Origin of the sequence: Bogoriella caseilytica, assembly GCF_003752405.1 — a bacterium.
Lineage (GTDB): Bacteria > Actinomycetota > Actinomycetes > Actinomycetales > Actinomycetaceae > Allobogoriella > Allobogoriella caseilytica.
On record NZ_RKHK01000001.1, the window covers coordinates 1,905,834 to 1,922,541 of the forward strand.

Annotated in this window: 14 protein-coding genes; 9 read left to right on the forward strand and 5 right to left on the reverse strand. The window is 67.6% G+C overall.

What is annotated here, in order from left to right:
• Nucleotides 1-129 precede the first annotated feature (129 nt).
• Complete coding sequence (locus EDD31_RS08500) at nucleotides 130-333, forward strand: LPXTG cell wall anchor domain-containing protein (RefSeq protein WP_170163249.1); 204 nt, start codon at nucleotides 130-132, stop codon at nucleotides 331-333.
• 95 nt (nucleotides 334-428) lie between these two features.
• Here EDD31_RS08500 and EDD31_RS08505 read toward each other — a convergent pair whose 3' ends face one another.
• Both EDD31_RS08505 and EDD31_RS08510 read right to left on the reverse strand, forming a co-directional pair.
• Nucleotides 429-1,007, reverse strand: a complete 579-nt coding sequence (locus tag EDD31_RS08505) for a CAP domain-containing protein (RefSeq protein ID WP_170163250.1) — start codon at nucleotides 1,005-1,007, stop codon at nucleotides 429-431.
• Nucleotides 1,008-1,018: 11 nt separating this feature from the next.
• The gene (locus EDD31_RS08510; RefSeq protein WP_123303769.1) at nucleotides 1,019-1,603 is read right to left on the reverse strand and encodes an arsenate reductase/protein-tyrosine-phosphatase family protein; all 585 of its coding nucleotides are present in this window, start codon (nucleotides 1,601-1,603) and stop codon (nucleotides 1,019-1,021) included.
• An 87-nt stretch (nucleotides 1,604-1,690) separates the two neighbouring features.
• Between EDD31_RS08510 and EDD31_RS08515 the strand changes: the two genes are divergently transcribed.
• The 8 genes from EDD31_RS08515 (at nucleotide 1,691) to EDD31_RS08550 (ending at nucleotide 12,094) form a co-directional block, all read left to right on the forward strand.
• Nucleotides 1,691-3,622, forward strand: coding sequence for a DUF4012 domain-containing protein (locus EDD31_RS08515; protein WP_123303770.1), 1,932 nt, complete (start codon nucleotides 1,691-1,693; stop codon nucleotides 3,620-3,622).
• Between the two features lie 128 nt (nucleotides 3,623-3,750).
• Nucleotides 3,751-4,317 carry a hypothetical protein gene (locus EDD31_RS08520; protein WP_123303771.1) on the forward strand — a complete coding sequence of 189 codons (567 nt, stop codon included), beginning with the start codon at nucleotides 3,751-3,753 and terminating at the stop codon, nucleotides 4,315-4,317.
• Nucleotides 4,318-4,410: 93 nt separating this feature from the next.
• A complete protein-coding gene (locus tag EDD31_RS08525; protein WP_123303772.1) occupies nucleotides 4,411-5,958 on the forward strand; it encodes a tyrosine-protein kinase domain-containing protein in 1,548 nt (515 codons plus the stop codon).
• A 51-nt stretch (nucleotides 5,959-6,009) separates the two neighbouring features.
• Nucleotides 6,010-7,482, forward strand: a complete 1,473-nt coding sequence (locus EDD31_RS08530) for an O-antigen ligase family protein (RefSeq protein ID WP_123303773.1) — start codon at nucleotides 6,010-6,012, stop codon at nucleotides 7,480-7,482.
• Nucleotides 7,483-7,486: 4 nt separating this feature from the next.
• Nucleotides 7,487-8,596 (forward strand): glycosyltransferase, encoded by a 1,110-nt coding sequence (locus EDD31_RS08535; RefSeq protein ID WP_123303774.1) that lies wholly within the window; start codon nucleotides 7,487-7,489, stop codon nucleotides 8,594-8,596.
• A complete protein-coding gene (locus tag EDD31_RS08540; protein ID WP_123303775.1) occupies nucleotides 8,593-10,047 on the forward strand; it encodes a lipopolysaccharide biosynthesis protein in 1,455 nt (484 codons plus the stop codon). The genes EDD31_RS08535 and EDD31_RS08540 overlap by 4 nt, the downstream gene beginning before the upstream one ends.
• Before the next feature lie 21 nt (nucleotides 10,048-10,068).
• On the forward strand, nucleotides 10,069-11,127 hold the full coding sequence (locus EDD31_RS08545) for a polysaccharide pyruvyl transferase family protein (RefSeq protein ID WP_123303776.1): 1,059 nt from the start codon (nucleotides 10,069-10,071) through the stop codon (nucleotides 11,125-11,127).
• Complete coding sequence (locus tag EDD31_RS08550) at nucleotides 11,111-12,094, forward strand: glycosyltransferase family 2 protein (RefSeq protein ID WP_148058910.1); 984 nt, start codon at nucleotides 11,111-11,113, stop codon at nucleotides 12,092-12,094. The genes EDD31_RS08545 and EDD31_RS08550 overlap by 17 nt, the downstream gene beginning before the upstream one ends.
• Here EDD31_RS08550 and EDD31_RS08555 read toward each other — a convergent pair.
• Genes EDD31_RS08555 through EDD31_RS08565 form a run of 3 tightly spaced genes read right to left on the reverse strand, consistent with a single transcriptional unit; the run spans nucleotide 12,091 to nucleotide 16,665 of the window.
• Complete coding sequence (locus tag EDD31_RS08555) at nucleotides 12,091-14,178, reverse strand: glycosyltransferase (RefSeq protein ID WP_123303778.1); 2,088 nt, start codon at nucleotides 14,176-14,178, stop codon at nucleotides 12,091-12,093. The two genes, EDD31_RS08550 and EDD31_RS08555, sit on opposite strands and share 4 nt — an antisense overlap.
• Nucleotides 14,179-14,182: 4 nt before the next feature.
• Nucleotides 14,183-15,145 carry a glycosyltransferase gene (locus EDD31_RS08560; RefSeq protein ID WP_123303779.1) on the reverse strand — a complete coding sequence of 321 codons (963 nt, stop codon included), beginning with the start codon at nucleotides 15,143-15,145 and terminating at the stop codon, nucleotides 14,183-14,185.
• Complete coding sequence (locus EDD31_RS08565; protein ID WP_123303780.1) at nucleotides 15,145-16,665, reverse strand: sugar transferase; 1,521 nt, start codon at nucleotides 16,663-16,665, stop codon at nucleotides 15,145-15,147. Before EDD31_RS08565 ends, EDD31_RS08560 begins: the two co-directional genes overlap by 1 nt.
• Nucleotides 16,666-16,708 lie beyond the last annotated feature (43 nt).

Consider the following 16,708-nt stretch of genomic DNA (forward strand, 5'->3'; position numbering starts at 1 on the left):
CGACTCTCGCGAGGGAACCCAGTCCTAAAAGGTGGAACGTGCTGTGCCTTGGTGATGAGGGGTTTGTGGATGAGCAGGTGGGGGCTCCGTGGGAGTGCGCGCGGACGTAGCGGTGGTCGGCGGGGGAGGATGATCCGAGCCCTGGCGGCGGTCACGGCTACGGCAGCCCTGGTCGTCTCCTGGATGACCTCAGCGGCCACGGCCGCCCCGAACTCTGCTACCTCACGCCTGCCCAGCACAGGTTCGAGTGTGCTGATCCTGCTTGTCTCGACTCTCGTCCTCGTGGCGATCGGGGCCTGGCTGACTTGGCGAGCACAACGTCGTCGCGACTAGGGCGACGCCGCGACTGAGCGGCGCTGGCTGTGCTCGCGGGGCGCGTACCCGGAGCCCCGGCATCCGCCCACGCGGCAGGCCGGGCACCGGTGCCGCTACGGCGCAGGGGGGCCGAGATACACCTGTGAGCACAGCAGCACAGGGCCATGGTCGCTGTCCGCTGGGCCGAAAGCCTCGTCCGTCACGCAGCCGACGCCGATCCGGGTGAACTCCGGGTTCAGCAGGTTGGCGCGGTGACTGGCTGAGGCCAGCCAGGCCTGGACGATGCTGTGCGCGGTGTAGGCGTCGCCGGAGAGGTTCTCGCCCGAGGCGGCCCCGCCCACGGCCACCTCGCAGTCCTGGTTGACCTCGGTCATGGGGGCGTGGGTGAGGCGCTCGGCGCCGCGCTGCGCCTCGGCCCGCTCCAAGGCGTATCGCGTGGCGCAGGCATCCAGCTCGAGGGGCTCCAAGCCTTCGTTCTCGCGCGCCTCATTGGTCAGATCGGTCAGTTCAGCTGCGAAGTCGCCCGAGTCAGTGGCGGCGACATCGATCGGCTCCAACGGAGGGGCGGTGGCCTCATCCGCCGTCGGGGCGGTGGTCACTTCCTCCAGCGACTCCTCCCCATAGCAACCAACGAGCGCGAGGTCAGTCAGTGCAAGCGCACTGAGCACAACGACCGCGCGGGAGCGTGCCACCAGCTGGTTCCTCACATCCGTAGCGCCGCGCGTGCGATCGTGCGCACGGCGGGGAGAATCTGACCGAAGGACTTCTCATAAACTTGCTCTGCGCGCTGATAGGGATCGACCACATCGTCCAGCTCCGGTTGAACCGGGGCACGATGGCGGGCCGCGCGGGGAACCAGTGCGCCCAGGCGGCGCGCAGCGCCCGCGTCCGGGCCGGCGGCCTCATCCAGCTCCGCGCTGCTCACGCGCGTGGTGAGCCGCGCGAACTCGCGCAGCGTGAAGGTGCGCTTGACGGCAGCGGGCACCATCCCGACCACGAAAGAGCGGTGCTCCCGGGTCATCGCGAGCACCACGTCCGCTCCGTCGATCTGGTCCTCGGTGAGCAAGCGCGCCGAGAATCCGCCGGTGGGCGCGCCGACATCATCGAGCAATGCGGCCATGGGAGGGCTGATAGGCGAGCCGACCATGGCATGGGTGCCAGCAGATGCCACGGTGATCTGCTCCATGGTGAAGGCGGCGGCAAAGAGGCGTTCGGCCGCGGGGGAGCGGCAGATGTTGCCGGTGCACACGGTGAGCAGCGTGAACCGGTCACCTGATCGGAAGGACATGCTCAGCGCTCCTCGGATTCTCCCCTGCGGGCACCACCGTATCGGTGCGCGCGACCTGTGGCCCGGTCCAGCCGTACACTCGCCGCCATGACACGCCACGCACGGCGACACGGGGGGAACGGTAACCCCGAGCCCTCGGCCCCGCACACTGCGGCGGGCGCTGGCTCCGGGAACCGCGTGCGAGTGCGTCGGCGTGTGCGGGTACGACGTCGGCGGGGCCCGCGCATCGCCGCCATGCTCGGCCTCGCTGCGGGTCTCCTGGTCGTGGTCGTCATCGCGATCGGTGCACTGCTGGCTCTGGATGCCCGCACGGCGTACCGGGAGCTCGGGGCCGCCGAGCGCGAGGTCAGCGAACTGCAGCGCGAGGCGCTCGAACACGACCGCGAGGATGTCGATCGTCTCGCCGCCAGCATCCAACAGCGCACCAGCACCGCCCGCGACTCCCTCAACGGGCCCCACTGGCGCCTGGCCGCCTACCTCCCGTGGGCGGGAGAGAACGTGCGTGCCGTGCAGAACCTGACCGCCACGGTCGATGATCTCGCCCACCGTGCACTGGGCGATCTGGTCGACGCCGTGTGGGCAGTGGACCCCGCCAACCTCGCCCCGCAAGACGGGCGCATCGACGTCGCGCCCATCGCTGAAGTCGCACCGCAGGTGGTCGCTGCGGATGCCGAGCTCCAAAGAGCCGCCGTGAACCTCGCCGCCATGGAGCGCGAAGGGTTGGTGGATCAGGTGGCGACTGCGACCAACCGCTTGCAGGCGCAGGTCGAGGAGATCGCCGAGCTCACCACCACCGCTGCCCGGGCCGTGCAGCTCATCCCACCGATGATGGGAGTGGAGGGCCCGCGCCACTATCTGGTGCTGGTGCAGAACAACGCGGAGCCGCGCGCCACTGGTGGCATCGCCGGTCAGGTGATCCTGCTGCGTGCCGACGACGGCGATCTCGACCTGGTGAGTATCCACCCCACGAGTCAGTTCGCGTACCTCGACCCCCCGGTCGGAGAGCTCACCGATGAGGAGATCGGCATCTACAGCGACCGCCTGGGCCGCTATATCCAGAACGTCAACCGCACGCCTGACTTCCCGCGCGCTGCCGAGCTTGCGGTCGCGATGTGGGAGGCGGAGGAGAACGTGGAGCGTCGCGCAGTAGCCGCCGCCGACGCAGGCGAAGAGTCCGCCGAAGTGGACATCGACGGCGTGCTCGGCATTGACCCGGTGGCGCTCCAAGCACTTCTCGGCCCGGCCGGCTCGGTCACGCTGCCCACCGGGCAGACCCTCGACGAGGAGAACACTGCCCAGATCCTGCTCAACCAGGTGTACCTCGAGATCGGCGATCCGGATCTGCAGAACGAATTCTTCGCCCTGGCGGCCGATGCCATCGTGGAAGCCGTGCTGGACGGTGACATGGACCCGGCTCCGGCGGTGGACGTGCTCGATCGCATGGCAGGCCAGGGCCGGCTCATGATCTGGTCGCAGCACGCCGGTGAGCAGGAGCTGCTCGCTGGCACCATCCTCTCCGGGGAGCTGCGCGGTGAGAACGGCGAGCACCCAGTGATCGGGGTCTACGTCAACGAACTGACGGCCGCGAAGATCAGTTACTACCAGCACCTCGATGTGGAGGTGGACGCACTCGAATGCCGCGCGGACGGTTCGCGGGTGCTGGGTGTGGAGGTCTCCGTGCGTTCGGACGTTCCAGAGAACTACGCCGAACTGGACTCTTACCTGGTGGGCCGGGGAAACCTGGTGCCAGTCGGTCACATACGCAGCCAGATCGTGGTCTATGCGCCGAGCGGTGCGCTGCTGACCGAGGTGGAGACCGAGGCGCTACCGGGGGTTGGCTACAACCTCCATGGCGACCTGTGGCTGGCCGCCGCACCTCTGACGCTCGCTCCGGGCGAAGAGACCTCGATCAGTTACCGCATCGAGGTGCCCGCGAGCCTGCCGGGAGAGCCGCAGGTACGGGTGACCCCAGGGCCGCGCGACACCGAGCGCGCGGTCGTGCATTCCACCTGTGAATGACCGCCCCGGCATCGGGAAAACTGGTGGTGGTGCACTTTCTCATCTCGACCTTCCACCCCGTATGGGCCGCTGTTAGCGTCGTCAATGTCAGAGATTGACACCCACCAGTGACATTAGGGGATTCCACTATGAAGCGACGCGCACTCGCCGCCGCCGCCGCGGCAGCAGCACTCGCCCTGGCGCCGTCCGCTGCCATGGCGGACTACGCCGGCGCCGGCACCATCCTCATCCCGACGGACATCGTCGCCGGTGAGCCCGTTCTGATCATCGTGGACACCCCCGATGAGCTGGATGGCACCACCGTCACCCTGACCGTCGAGGACGAGTTCGACGAAGACGGCCTCGTCTCGATCGAAGGTGCCAATGTGGCCGGTGTCTCCACTGGCACCACCACAGCCGCGAACAGCATGGCTCAGTTCTGGGTGACCTTCCCTGCGGACGGCACCTACCTGCTCACCGCCACCGACGAGAACGGCAACGTCCTCGCCACATCGGTGGTCACCATCGGCGAGGCAGCCGTTCCGCCTCCGGGGGAGACCCCTCCGGGGGAGACTCCTCCGCCTGGGACCACGCCGCCGGGTATCCCGGCGCAAGGCTCTGAGGTGCTTCCGATAGTGCTCGGCGCCGGTGTGCTCCTCGTGGCCGGCGCCGGCGTGATGGTCTATGCCCGCAACCGCCAGTCCACAACCGCCTGATCCCTACGTGCAGTATCGCGGACGGCGGCGCTCCCGTACTGTCGGGAGCGTCGCCGTTTCTCGTATGCGGGTTGTGGATTATGGGGAGAATACGTGGAGCTACGTGAGTATCTGGCAATCCTGCGTAAGCGGTGGATCGCGATTGCCCTCTGTGTCGTGCTCGGGCTGCTGACAGCCGCGACCGTCTCACTGCTCCTCCCGCCGCAGTACGAGGCCAGCGCACGCGTCTATGTGGCTGCCGTCGGCGGAGAGAACGTCGGCGAGCTGACCCAGGGCTCCAGCTTCGCTGAGCGACAGCTCGCCTCCTATGCAGAGATCGCCACGGCTCCGCTCGTGCTGGAACCAGTCGCCGAACGCCTCGGCACCAGCGTGGCCGCCTCACACATCAACGTCACCACGGCCGACGGCACCACCATTCTCGAGGTCCGCGCCACCGGCAGCGACGCCCAGGCCTCGGCAGCGCTTGCGAATGCGGTGGCCGACCAGCTCGTTGTCGTGGTGGAGGAACTGAGCCCCAACCCGGCGGGGCAAGACCTCGTCGCTGCTCGGGTGGTCGAACTCGCGGCGTCTCCGCGCTCGCCGGTCTTCCCCAACATTCCGCTCAATCTCGCGATGGGCTTCATCGTGGGGATCGCCGTCGGGGTGGCCGTCGCCGTACTGCGCACGGTTCTCGACACACGCGTCCGCACGGAGCGCGACGTGGCGGAGTGGTCGAGCGCTCCGGTCTTGGGCACCTTCCGATACGACGACAAGGATCCTGATAGCCCGCTCTACATGGTGCGGGAACCCACCAGTGAACGATCCGAGGCCATGCGCCGTCTCCGGACGAACTTGCAGTTCGTGGACCTGGGCGAGTCGAAGTCGATCGTGGTGACCTCCTCGGTCCCGGGTGAGGGAAAGTCGACGACCTCGGTGAACCTGGCGATCGCGCTGGCCAATGCTGGCGAGCGGGTGATTCTGGTCGATTGCGACCTTCGCCGGCCAGATGTCGCCAACTACACCGGGCTGGAGGGGTGGGCCGGGCTCACCACAGCGTTGATCGGGAAGGCCGAACTCGATGAGGTGATCCAACCATGGCTCAATGGCCAGCTGGATGTCCTCACCTCGGGGCAGCTCCCTCCGAACCCCAGCGAACTCCTGGGATCCACGGCGATGCGGAAGGTGCTCGAGGAGCTCGCCGACAGTTACGACGTGGTGGTGATCGACAGCCCTCCGCTCCTGCCCGTTGCGGATGCGGCTCTCCTGGCGAAGTTTGCCAGTGGTGCACTAGTGGTGGTCGGAGCTGACCGGATCCACAAGGGGCAGTTGTCCCAGACGATCCGCAACCTCGACACGGTGGATGCCAGAGTGCTCGGAACCGTGCTCAACAAGGCCTCTCCGCTCAAGGACGGCACGTACTACTCCGGGTACACCTACACCTACGAGACGGTGGGTGACGCGCAGGTGATGGAAGACCAGGGCTCTATGGCGCCAGTGCGTTCTACGGTCTCGCACTCGGAGAACGGCGCGCTGGGCCGCGGAGCGCGATCCGCAGCAACGCGCGACCTCGACTCCACAGACTCGCTGGGGGCGCACGCATCCAGTCGTGGGTTTTCCGGGGGAACGTGGCCGGGCAAGCGCCTACAGGAATCCGGGGACTAGTCGGCTCATCGCTCCACCAGGAGCCGGCCGGGAACAGGGGGTGGACTCTCCATGAAGGCGCAACCTCAGGTGGCGACTCGCCTCTACACCCCGGTGGCGGCGCTGCTCTCAGTGATGCTGACCGCGTTCCTGGTCGTCGTGCTCGCCCGTGAGTCGCACACACTTCTGGGAGCCCTGCTGGGAGCGGTGCTCCTTCTCGTGGCCATGGCGGTTCCCCGACACGTTCTGCCGGCCGCGGCCGTGATCATCTACGCGCTCTTGCCCACCAAGCTCCTGCCCGGGACGGCCATGATGGAGGCGCTACCTCTGGGCACGATCTTGCTGATCGTCTGGCGAGTCCGTGTCTGGCTGGATGCTCACCTGTCCACGCGAAGGACGGACTGGGAGCCCGACCGACCGCGCGGGAGCTGGGGAGCTGCGGCGGCGGCCTGCGCAGCGCTCTTCTCCCTCTGGGCGCTGATCTCGGCGATGGCACACTCCAGTACCTTCTTCGGACTGGGTTGGATCGTCAGCTTCTGTGCGGCTGTCTTTGTTGGTCTGACTGTCCGATCAGCACCGCAGGAGGCCGCGCTGCTTCGGAGGACATGGATCGTCGTCGGGGGCCTGGCCGGCTCGTACGCGGTCCTCGAGTTCGTTCTTGGCGGCAGCCCTCTCTTCGGAACGCTGTACGCGCTGGTGGGTGAGACCACCTCGCAGCACTGGTCCGTGTATCGCGCTGAAGTCTCGTTCAGTCACCCACTGTTCGCCGGCGTCTTCCTGTCGGTGGCCACGGTCTTGGGCGTGCTGAGTTGGATGGAACGCCGGGAGAGCGCCTCGCTCGTCTGGGGTCTGCTCTCCGCGGCAGGAGTGGTGGCGACCTTGTCCCGGGGGCCGATGCTGGCCACGATCGCTGCGCTGATCGCGGGCCTGGTGATCGTCGGGCTGCGGCGCGGAGAGCGCAGGCCGGGGCAGTTCGCTCTCCTGGCCGTGATCGGCCTCGCGGCGGCGGTGGTGGTCTCGCGGCTCGAAGCATTCGCAACACGAACGGGCTCTGTCGAGGCCGAGCTCTCTGCCGGTGCCCGGCGAACCGGGATGGACGTCGCCCTCCAGGCCGCGGCATCCTCGAACTACCTCGGCACTGGCCCCGCAACCTCGGGGCAGACGGCGGCGCGCTTCGGAAGCGTGGTGATCGAGAACTCCTACCTCCAGATCCTCATCAGCCTGGGCCTACCCGGACTCATCCTTCTGCTCGGCATACTCGCCGCAGTGCTGGTGATCGCCCTGCGAGCGCGGCGAACGGCGGCGGCAGCAGCAGCGATGTCGGTGGTGATTGCGTTCGCGGGCTTCAACGCCCTGGACGCCGTTCGTTCCATGCACCTGATCTTGGGCCTTGTCGTATTCCTGGCGCTCCATCTTCCGGCCGACGACGGCGATGACCCTGCCGCCGGGGCCTCGGACCATCACCGGTTCGGCCCCCGCCAGCGACGGCCGCGCCCAAGCGGTCGGCTGACCGGCGACAGCGGCCCCACACTCCGAAGAGGTTGAAGGCATGAAAATCCTGGTGGTCGTCGCTTCCCTCCACGGCGGGGGAGCCGAGTATGTGGCACGGACCTGGATGGAGAGCCTTGTCGCGCGTGGTCATGAGGTGCGCGCCGTGCTCACCGGCCGCGCCGTCGACGCCGAGTTCCTGCCCGCTCAGGTTGACGTCCGGAGTCTGTCCGGGATCGCGGGCCAGCAAGGTAAGGTCCGGGCGCTGCGGGATGAGCTGCGGGCGGACGGGCTGGACGTTGCGATCTCGCTCCAGATGCACTCGAACCTGAGCCTGTTGGCGGCGTCGAGGCTGCTGCGCAAAAGCCAGAGGCCCCCGATTGTGGTCAGCGAGCGAAACCTGGTGACCTTGGGGCTGCCGCAGGCGAGCGCCAGCCACCGGTTGAAAGTGGCGACGGCGAAGCGCCTGTACCGCCGAGCCGATGCCGTGGTCGCCATCTCGCATCCGGTCGCGGCGGAGCTCGTAGCGGGCTTCGGTGTTTCCGGGAAGCGCGTCTTCGTGGTGCCGAATCCCGCGACCGCGAAGGTCGACGCCAACCGGCGTGAGGGATCCCAGCCTGAGGCTGTGCGGCACCGGCTGGACCGTCTCGAGATCATCCTGCCGTGCCGGCTCGTCACGCAGAAGCGCCCGGCGCTCGCACTTGCCACGGCGGCTGAGCTGACCAGGCGCGGAGTTCCGGCGCGGGTCGTCTCCTACGGCGGAGGCCCATTGCTCGAGTCCCTGGTGGCGCAAGCAGCCACCATCGGAGTCGACTTCGAGCCGCGAGGATGGGTCGAGCGGTGGTACGAACAGGAGCCGGACGATGCCACGCGGGTCGTGGTGCTGCCCTCGATACGCGAAGGTTTCGGAAACGTGCTGGTGGAAGCAGCGGCAGCGGGAATCCCCTCCGTTGCGGTCTCTGGTGCTCTTGGCGTGGCTGACGCTCTCGTACCCGGTCTGACCGGGCACCTAGCGCTCACCGAGCGGCCCGCGGACCTCGCTGACGCGGTACTGGCCGCCGCGCAGGTCGACGTCCGGCGTGCAGACCCGTGGCTGGAACGGTTCAGCGCAGAAGCCAGTAGTGATCTCCTGGAGAAGGTGCTTGCTCGCTTGGTCGAGACCAGACGATGAGCACAGCCGACCTCGGTTCGCGCGCGTCTCGTGGTGCCTCCACCACGATGCTGTGGCAGCTGCTCCGGATTGCGACGCAACTGGCCGGCATTGTGCTGCTGGCGCGGTTGCTCGCACCCGAGGCCTTCGGTCTCATCGCCATGGTGCTGTCATTGGTCGGCATCGGCGAGATCCTTCGAGACTTCGGCCTGACCTCTGCTGCCGTGCAGGCACGCCGGCTCGATGCGGAACAGAAGTCGAACCTCTTCTGGATCAACGCCGGCATCGGCGGTCTCTTGACGGTAGTGGTGTTCTTGGCGGCCCCCGCTATCGCCCGGCTCTACGGTCACCCAGAGCTCACGGACCTTGCCAGAGCGCTCAGCCTGACCTTTGTCCTGAACGGGATCAGTGCTCAGTTCAGGGCGGAACTCAACCGGCGGATGCGGTTCCTGGCGCTCAATGTCGTCGACACGCTACCGGCCATGGCGGGCTTGATCTGTGCCAGTGTGATCGCCTATCTCACCGAAAGCGTGTGGGCACTGGTCGCCCAGCATCTCGTCACTGCCGTGGCAGGCGTGGTGCTGGTGGTTGCGGTCGCCCGGTGGTGGCCGGGACTCCCGTCTCGTGCCGGCCATGTCGGCTCACTCATGCGCTTCGGAGGCGGGGTGCTCGGGACACAAGCCGTCGCGTACGTCACCAAGAACGTGGACAACGTGGCGATCGGACTGGTGTGGGGCGCAGGACCACTGGGTCTGTACAGCCGGGCCTATCAGCTCCTCATGGCGCCGATCGTGCAACTCCTCGCCCCCATGACCCGAGTGGCACTGCCGGTACTGTCCCGGTTGCAGGACGAACGAGGCAGGTTCATGGCCTTCCTCCGTCGCGGTCAGCTGGTGGGGAGCTTGATCGCGGGGACCGTCTACGCCTTGGTGATCGGCCTGGCGCAACCGATCGTCCTGATCGTGTTCGGTACCGAGTGGGTGGACATCGCCCCCATCGTCCAGGCGCTCGCCTTCGGCGGGATCTTCCGAGCGCTGAACCAGGTTGCGTACTGGGCCTACCTGGGGCTAGGCCTGTCGGGACATCAGTTCCGCTTCTACCTGGCGACACAGCCGGTGATCGTGCTCTTCCTACTTGCCGGGTTGCCCTGGGGGCCACTCGGTGTGGCGATCGGGCATTCCATCGCCTACGCCCTCAACTGGTTCGCCGCCTTGTGGTGGTGCGGGCGTGTCACCGGATTGAACTTTGCCCCCCTCGTGCGGGACGGGCTTCGCAGCACCGTAACCGTGACTCTGCCGATTGCGGCGCTCGGACTGGGGGCGGTGGCGCTGATCGCCAACCCGTTCGGCGCGGTCGCCGTGGGTGTGCTCCTGGCTGCAGCGTGGTTGACCCTCACCTACCTCTGCTTCCCACCGACGCGCACTGACATCCGGCATGTGTTCGACGTCATCAAGCGCGTGCGACAGCGCTGATCAAGAAGGGTGAAAATTTGCATGAGAGAAGTATTTGCCTCCGCGATGGGGCAGTACGACAACCTTGGTGACACGGTGCTGCGGAGGCCCTACCTCCGCACGCTCCGAGAGCTGGGCCCGCTGAACGTCTTCGTGGGCAATCGCCCCGATGACTACCTCTCGGCACTCGGAATCGAGAGCACGGATGTCCTCTTCCGCGACTCCGCACAGTGGCGACGGGCGATCTCCCGCAGCATCACTCGCCAGGGCGCCGTCTACGCCTTCAACGCGGGAGAGATCGAGACGACTCGCCCGTATGCCATGCACTACCTGCGCGTGGCGCCTCTCCTCGCCGTGAACAGGCTCCGCGGGGGGCGCGCTCTCCACGTCGGTCTCGGAATCCGCCGGCCGACACGATGGGTTCCCGCGATACGCGGCACGCTGCGCCTGTGCGATGTGGTCAGCTGGCGCGACCACGAGTCGCAGATGACCATGAGGACCGGCGGCGTCGCGCCGGATTGGGGCTTCGCCGAAGGCGCGGACGATGCGACGCTGCTGGACCGTGCAGCGGCCGGTGGCCAGCGCTCCATCGTGGTCGCTCCCCGGCACAACGGGGCTCGCTTCGCGGACGACTGGTGCGAACGGTTCGCCGCCGTCGCCCGAGAGCTTGACCTGGAGATCGTGGTGGCCGCGCAGACGGTTCGCGACAATGCTGCAGCGGAGGTCCTGGCGCGCAAGTGGTCGGCAGAGACAGTGCTCTGGGAGAGTCCGCACCACGCCGCCCACGAGTTCCGGCTCCGTGAGGCGTACTCCCAGGCCGCGGTCGTCGTCAGCGAGCGACTGCACGCCCTCGTCCTCGGAGCGACGGAAGGAGCTACTCCCGTGGCAGTCGCTGATGCGCCCCGTGCGAAGGCCGTCCGGACGATCCGTTCCGCTGGCCTCGCGGAGTTCGTCGTCTCCTCCACCGTGACCGCCTCGATCGATCCGGACGTGCTCGGCCGGGCGAGCAGTTCCGCTCACGAGACCGCAACTCAGGTCATCTCCGCCCGACGTGGCATCGAAACGCTGAAGGAGCGTGTCCGCCGTGCCGTCGCCCACTGATGCTCCCCTCGTCTCCATCGTGATGCCGTGCCGGAACGCGGAGACCTTCGTCGAGGACGCGATCCACCAGGCCTGTCACCAGACGCTGCTCGACATCGAGATCATCGTCGTCGACGACGGCTCCACCGATGGGACGTACGACAAAGCCTTGTTCCTGGCCGCCAAGGACCCACGGGTGCGGGCGATTCCGGTCCGACCAGGTGGCGGCGTCGCGCGTGCACGCGAGGTGGGGGTCCGCGAAGCCAGAGGGCAATGGATCTGGTTCGTGGACGTGGACGACCAGTGGCCGGCAACCGCGCTGAGTGACTTCCTGAGTCACAGTGACGGCGCGGACGTGGTGGTGGCCTCAGCGCGCTATGTCTACGCCGACCGGAGCCCTCGGTGGATCAGGCCGCCTGCACGGCGGGAGGCCGATGGCCGCGACGCTTTCGGGATGTTGCTGGCGGGTGCCCTCAAGGGGCATCTCTGGAACAAGCTCTTCCGCAAGGACCTCATCGAGGGGGTGAGTTTCACCCCCTCACCGGTCCACTCCGATCTGGCGATGGTCGGAGAAGCCCTCAGCGCGGCCCATCGGGTGCGGCTGGTGGATGCTCACGTCTACGACTACCGCGTGAGACCCGGATCCATCATCACCGCGGGCAGTCCGAGGTACGCGTCCCTGAGCATGGTGGCTGGCGTCATCGACGACTGCGCACGAAGGTTCCCCGATGATCCCGGGATCGCTGCTCGCCATCTCTACTTCCAGCACCGTTTCATCCTGCTGTCGCAGCTCAAGGACGTGCACAACGCGTCGTACTCTGCCCCCGAACGGGACGCCATGATCGCGACGATCCGCCAGGACTTGACCTGGAAGGGAGTGGTGCGTCTGGCTCGCCGGCGAGATCTCCGGAGGGCTGTCATCGCTGGAGCTGCGAAGGCCTCTCGACCGCTCGCCATGGAGCTTGGCCGGCGGCTGGCCAACCGTTAGCCGGACCGCCGGCGCTCGCGCGCCGCGAGCCAGAACTCATCGACTCGTGGCGTGACAACACGTGCGGAGAAGCTCTGCTCGAAGACCTCTCGGGCCCCGCGTTGGAGCGATGCGGTGGCGGCAGGGTCCGCGAGCAGGTGAGCCAAGGCGGCCTGGAGTTCTGCGCGGCCTCCCGGTGGGACGAGGACGCCGGCCTCCGGGGTCACCAGAGACGGTATGCCTCCCACTGTGGTGCTGATGATCGCGTTCCCGCGTGCCATGGCTTCGATGAGGAACATGGGCATGGCTTCATCGCGGGAGGGCAGGACCGCAATGGCAGCAGACTCCAGGAGTGCCATCAGCTCCCCGTGCGTCACGGGGCCAGGAACCTCGATACCGGCCGGGAGGGGATCTGGGATGAGGTCGGCCTCCTGGACCGGGCCGGCGATCACCAGTCTCCAGCCCCGGGGCGAGAGGGCCTCCCACGCTTCGATGAGCAGATCCGCCCCCTTGCGCCGCGTCACGGCGCCACCGAAGACGACCAGGCGCTCCTTGGAGCGCACCTGCGCCCCGGGGACCGCATTGGGGATCTGGACAAGCAATGTGTGGGGAGCCAGCTCGAGCGCAGCTGCGGCCGACTCATCCGAGAGCACGTGCACTCCGTGGGCCTTGCGGAGCACCGAGCCCACCAGTGCGGCTCGCCGGGCAGCGAAGGCGGCGAAGGAGCTTCCGTGCAGCTGCGCGACCACGGTGTAACCCCGGGCGCGACCAAGCCGGAGCAGGCTTCCCTCGCGCAGGAAGGACCCGCCCTGGGACAGGTGCACGACCAGGACGGTGCGATCAGCGTGACGGGCGATCATGAGGCGCATGACCGCGCCGAGGTAGATCGCCAGCGCCGAGACCGGGTTGCTGGCTCCGCGTGACCGCAGCAGCTGAGGCTGGAAGTGCGGAAAATCCGTGTCGAGATAGGTGTTGATCACCTGCGTCATGCCGCCGGCGATCTCCCCCCGCCGGCCAACTTGGAGGGCCGTGAGAGGCTTGGCCTCGAGACGGCCCGAGAACTGCGTGTGCGCCTCGTCGAAGACCTGGTCGATCTCGTGGCGAGCGGTGTCGAGCTTGTCCAGCAACTCGTCGCGTCGCTGCGTCACGGCGTCCAGCCAGTCGGTGACGTCGCCGCTGGATGCTTCGCTGGTGAGCGTGAGGTCGATTCCGGAGATCCCTGCGGCGGCAAAATGCCGTGCGATCTTGTCCGATCCATCGGTCAGCAGGGCCGCGGGCACGGACCCTTCGGTGAAGGCCGCGATCAGGACGTGGAGACGATCGCTGACCGTGAGCACGCTGCGCTGGTACTCCGCACGGAGGAGAGCTTCGCGATCGCCGTGCCGGCCGCCATCCCAGAGGAGGGCTTCTGCCCCGAGGCGGTGTGCCAACTCCGCAGTCTTGGGGTTGTCGCGAATCACCTGGGAGATGGCGACGATCCGCAGATGATGGCGTTCAGCCAGTGCTCGCACCGCATCGACCCAGAGCTGTGGTGTCGTGGCCCGGTCGGACCGCATCGAAACGACGACCGTGGCCCGGTCGGACCGGTCATCCTGCGGCCGGGGACTTCCTTCGCCGAAGGCGAGATCGGGCATGGTTCGGCCGGAGAGATAGGCGGCCGTCCGGGTGTCCCGCCATCGTGTCATCGTCGACAAGGAGATGGAGGGGCGCAGCAGAAACCGCGGGACGGCGGCGAAGTTTCGCGAGCCGGTGCCCACCCGGATGACCGGCTTGCCCCGCATTCTCGCCAGAGCAACGACCGGCAGCATGGCCAGGTGCTCCTTCATTCCTGGGAGCGTGAGCTGGATCTCCCCTGGCTTGAAGACGTACGTGGCTTTCCCGAGCGCAGCCTGGCGCAGTGCTGCGGCATACCACCGGCGGAAGGAACGGTAGAGGCGGTCGGTGTCAGAGATGCCGAGAGCCTGGTCGTAGTCATCGGTACTGGAGCCGACGTAGATGTGCAGGTGACCGTGATCGCGGAGCCGGCGCAACAGCTGCCGCCTCAGGATGATGTCTCCGATGTTCTCGTGCTGGCCGACACCGGGCACGAAGATCGCTAGGCTCATGGGCTCATCCGATCGGTGGTGTGGGGGAGCTCGCGATGGCTCGGCCGGTGGCGCGCAGGATGGTCTGGTCGGTCAGCTCATCGACCTCCACTGCGGTGGCGATCCCGTGATCCGAGGCCAGCTGGGCGATCTGCGCCTGATGATCGTCGACGTGCTCGTCGCGCGACTTCCGGCGGATCGCGAGGATCGGTGACACTCCCAGGTCGAGAAGCCGCAGGAGGCTACCGACGCCAGCATGGCTGATGACGACGTCGGCCTCGGTGGCATATCGGTCGAAATCGGAAGCGGACACCTGGCTGAAGTGCCTCCCCGGCAGTGCGCCGCCAGGCGTGGTGCAGCCTAATTGCCACACCGTGCGCTCATCAGCAAGACCCGTGGAGCGGATCGCGTCGATGAGCGCATCGAAGGCGTAGCCCTCGATCGTGCCGAGGGTGACGAAGAGCGAGGGCCTCTCCACTCTCGGTCGTGACACCGGTGTGACGGTGTGGAAGACGCTCGGGTGAGCCTGCCATCGTGCTCCTGCCCACGAGGGATGCTGGGTGTACAGACGGGCTGAGCGCGTCGCGGCAAGGATGCGTCCGGTGAGGGACGGCCCGTCGACGCGGGACACGCTCTCGATGTACGTGGTGTCGATGCCCTGGAGCCGGGCCAGAGGGAGCGCGGCGACGGCTGGTGCCGCGCCCGTACTGACCGCGGCGTCGAAGGACTCCCGGCGAAGGAGCTGGGCGATCGTGCGGGAAGCCTTGAGTACGCCCCGCCAGTCGCGCGGGCGGATGTAGGGGATGTAGCTGACTCGGCGACCCTGCAACAGCGATTCGCTCTGGGGTGTGCGAAAGGTCAGCCAGAGCGAGTCGTCACTGACGTCGAGTGTGGGGGCGAGACGGACGAGTTGCGCCAGGTGTCCTCCGGTGGAGGCCACGAGGAGGGCCTTCCGCGATGCTGATCCGGTCTTCCGGGTGGGCGCCATCAGTATGCTCCGTTCGGTTTGAGGATGGCCCGAACGGTCTTGAACAGGATGACGATGTCCCCTGCCACCGACCAGTTCTCCACATAGCTGAGGTCGAGCCGGACACTTTCCTCCCACGAGAGGTCGCTCCGCCCCGAGATCTGCCAGGGGCCGGTGATCCCCGGTTTGGTCAGAAGCCGGCGGTGCACGTGCTCCTCGTAACTCGCGACTTCCTGCGCCAGTGGGGGCCGCGGCCCGACCAGGCTCATGGCGCCGCGCAGCACGTCCCAGAACTGCGGGAACTCGTCCAGGGAGTAGCGGCGGAGTACTGCGCCGACCCGGGTGACCCGCGGATCGCGCTTGAGCTTGAAGAGCGCCCCCGACCCCTCGTTCGCTTTCTCCAGCTCTCGGCGATGCTTCTCCGCGTCCGTGATCATCGAGCGGAATTTGTGCATGGTGAAGGTGCGGCCGTCCCGGCCCACACGCTGCTGGCGGAAGAAGACCGCGCCGCCGTCGTCGAGCTTGATGGCCAGCGCGATCACGGCGAAGGCCGGCAGCAGGATCAGGAGAGCGACGAATGATCCGAGGATGTCCACCAGGCGCTTGACCGCGTGGGCGAAGCCCGTGAACTCGGGTAGGTCCACGTGCACCATCGGCAGGCCGCCCACCGGAGCCACGTGCATCCGCGGGCCGGCCACATCGGTCAGGCGCGGAACCACGATCAGTTCCACGGCCACCGTTTCCAGGTGCCACGCGAGTTGGCGAACGGTCTCGCGGGGGACGGAGCCGGTGACCATGACTGCGCCCACGCGGGGGTCGGTGGCGAGTGCCGGCAGATCGGAGAGAGGGATCCGGGGGAGCCCTTCTTCGGGGTTCTCGTCGTGGCCCAGCACCACGGCCCCGACCGGTAGGTAACCCGCGTGGGGCGCGCGCGCGAGCTCGGCGCGTGTCGTCTCCACTTCTGAGCTGCCGCCGACGATCACTGTTCCGAACATGGCGCGGGCACGCGCGCGGCGTGCGGAGAGTGCCAGGCGCCACCCGAAACGCCCGGCGAGCAGGAGGGCCAGGCCGATGGGGAGTGCGGCGATGAAGTAGAGGCGCGATAGTTCGAGCTGGAGGAGGTAGGAGATGACCGCCACGGCACCGAAGGCACCGACGGTGGACACCAGGACCCTGCGGTACTCCTCGATGCCGACGCCGAGGACCCGGCTGGAGCGGGAGTCCGTGGCCGCGAGGGCGATGACCCAGACCAATTGGATGCCGAGCGCGGTGACCCCGTAGTGGACGGGGGCCCAGTTCGTGGCGACGTAGACGGAATCCTCGCCGAAGCGCAGGTACTGGGCTGCGATGAGGGCGGTCGCGATCATCACCACGTCCGTGGCGAAGACGCCGAAACGGAACCAGGAGAACCAGGCGATCGGTCGAACGTCGGTGCCGTCGAGAACCGACGCGTCATGGGGGGTGGCCTGACGCGTCGCGGCCGACCTCGGCCCGCTGGCGCCCGCGGGGTGGCCGGGTGTCCGATCCCTCTCAGCAGTCACTGATGTGCCACCAGATCTGTCGTCCGTATTCCCCCTGTTGTCG

Bases quoted from the DNA above. Each gene is read 5' to 3' on its own strand.
- EDD31_RS08500 (WP_170163249.1), top strand. From the start codon at position 130: ATGATCCGAGCCCTGGCGGCGGTCACGGCTACGGCAGCCCTGGTCGTC.
- EDD31_RS08510 (WP_123303769.1), bottom strand. From the start codon at position 1,603: ATGTCCTTCCGATCAGGTGACCGGTTCACGCTGCTCACCGTGTGCACC.
- EDD31_RS08515 (WP_123303770.1), top strand. From the start codon at position 1,691: ATGACACGCCACGCACGGCGACACGGGGGGAACGGTAACCCCGAGCCC.
- EDD31_RS08520 (WP_123303771.1), top strand. From the start codon at position 3,751: ATGAAGCGACGCGCACTCGCCGCCGCCGCCGCGGCAGCAGCACTCGCC.
- EDD31_RS08530 (WP_123303773.1), top strand. From the start codon at position 6,010: ATGAAGGCGCAACCTCAGGTGGCGACTCGCCTCTACACCCCGGTGGCG.
- EDD31_RS08535 (WP_123303774.1), top strand. From the start codon at position 7,487: ATGAAAATCCTGGTGGTCGTCGCTTCCCTCCACGGCGGGGGAGCCGAG.
- EDD31_RS08540 (WP_123303775.1), top strand. From the start codon at position 8,593: ATGAGCACAGCCGACCTCGGTTCGCGCGCGTCTCGTGGTGCCTCCACC.
- EDD31_RS08545 (WP_123303776.1), top strand. From the start codon at position 10,069: ATGAGAGAAGTATTTGCCTCCGCGATGGGGCAGTACGACAACCTTGGT.
- EDD31_RS08555 (WP_123303778.1), bottom strand. From the start codon at position 14,178: ATGAGCCTAGCGATCTTCGTGCCCGGTGTCGGCCAGCACGAGAACATC.
- EDD31_RS08560 (WP_123303779.1), bottom strand. From the start codon at position 15,145: ATGGCGCCCACCCGGAAGACCGGATCAGCATCGCGGAAGGCCCTCCTC.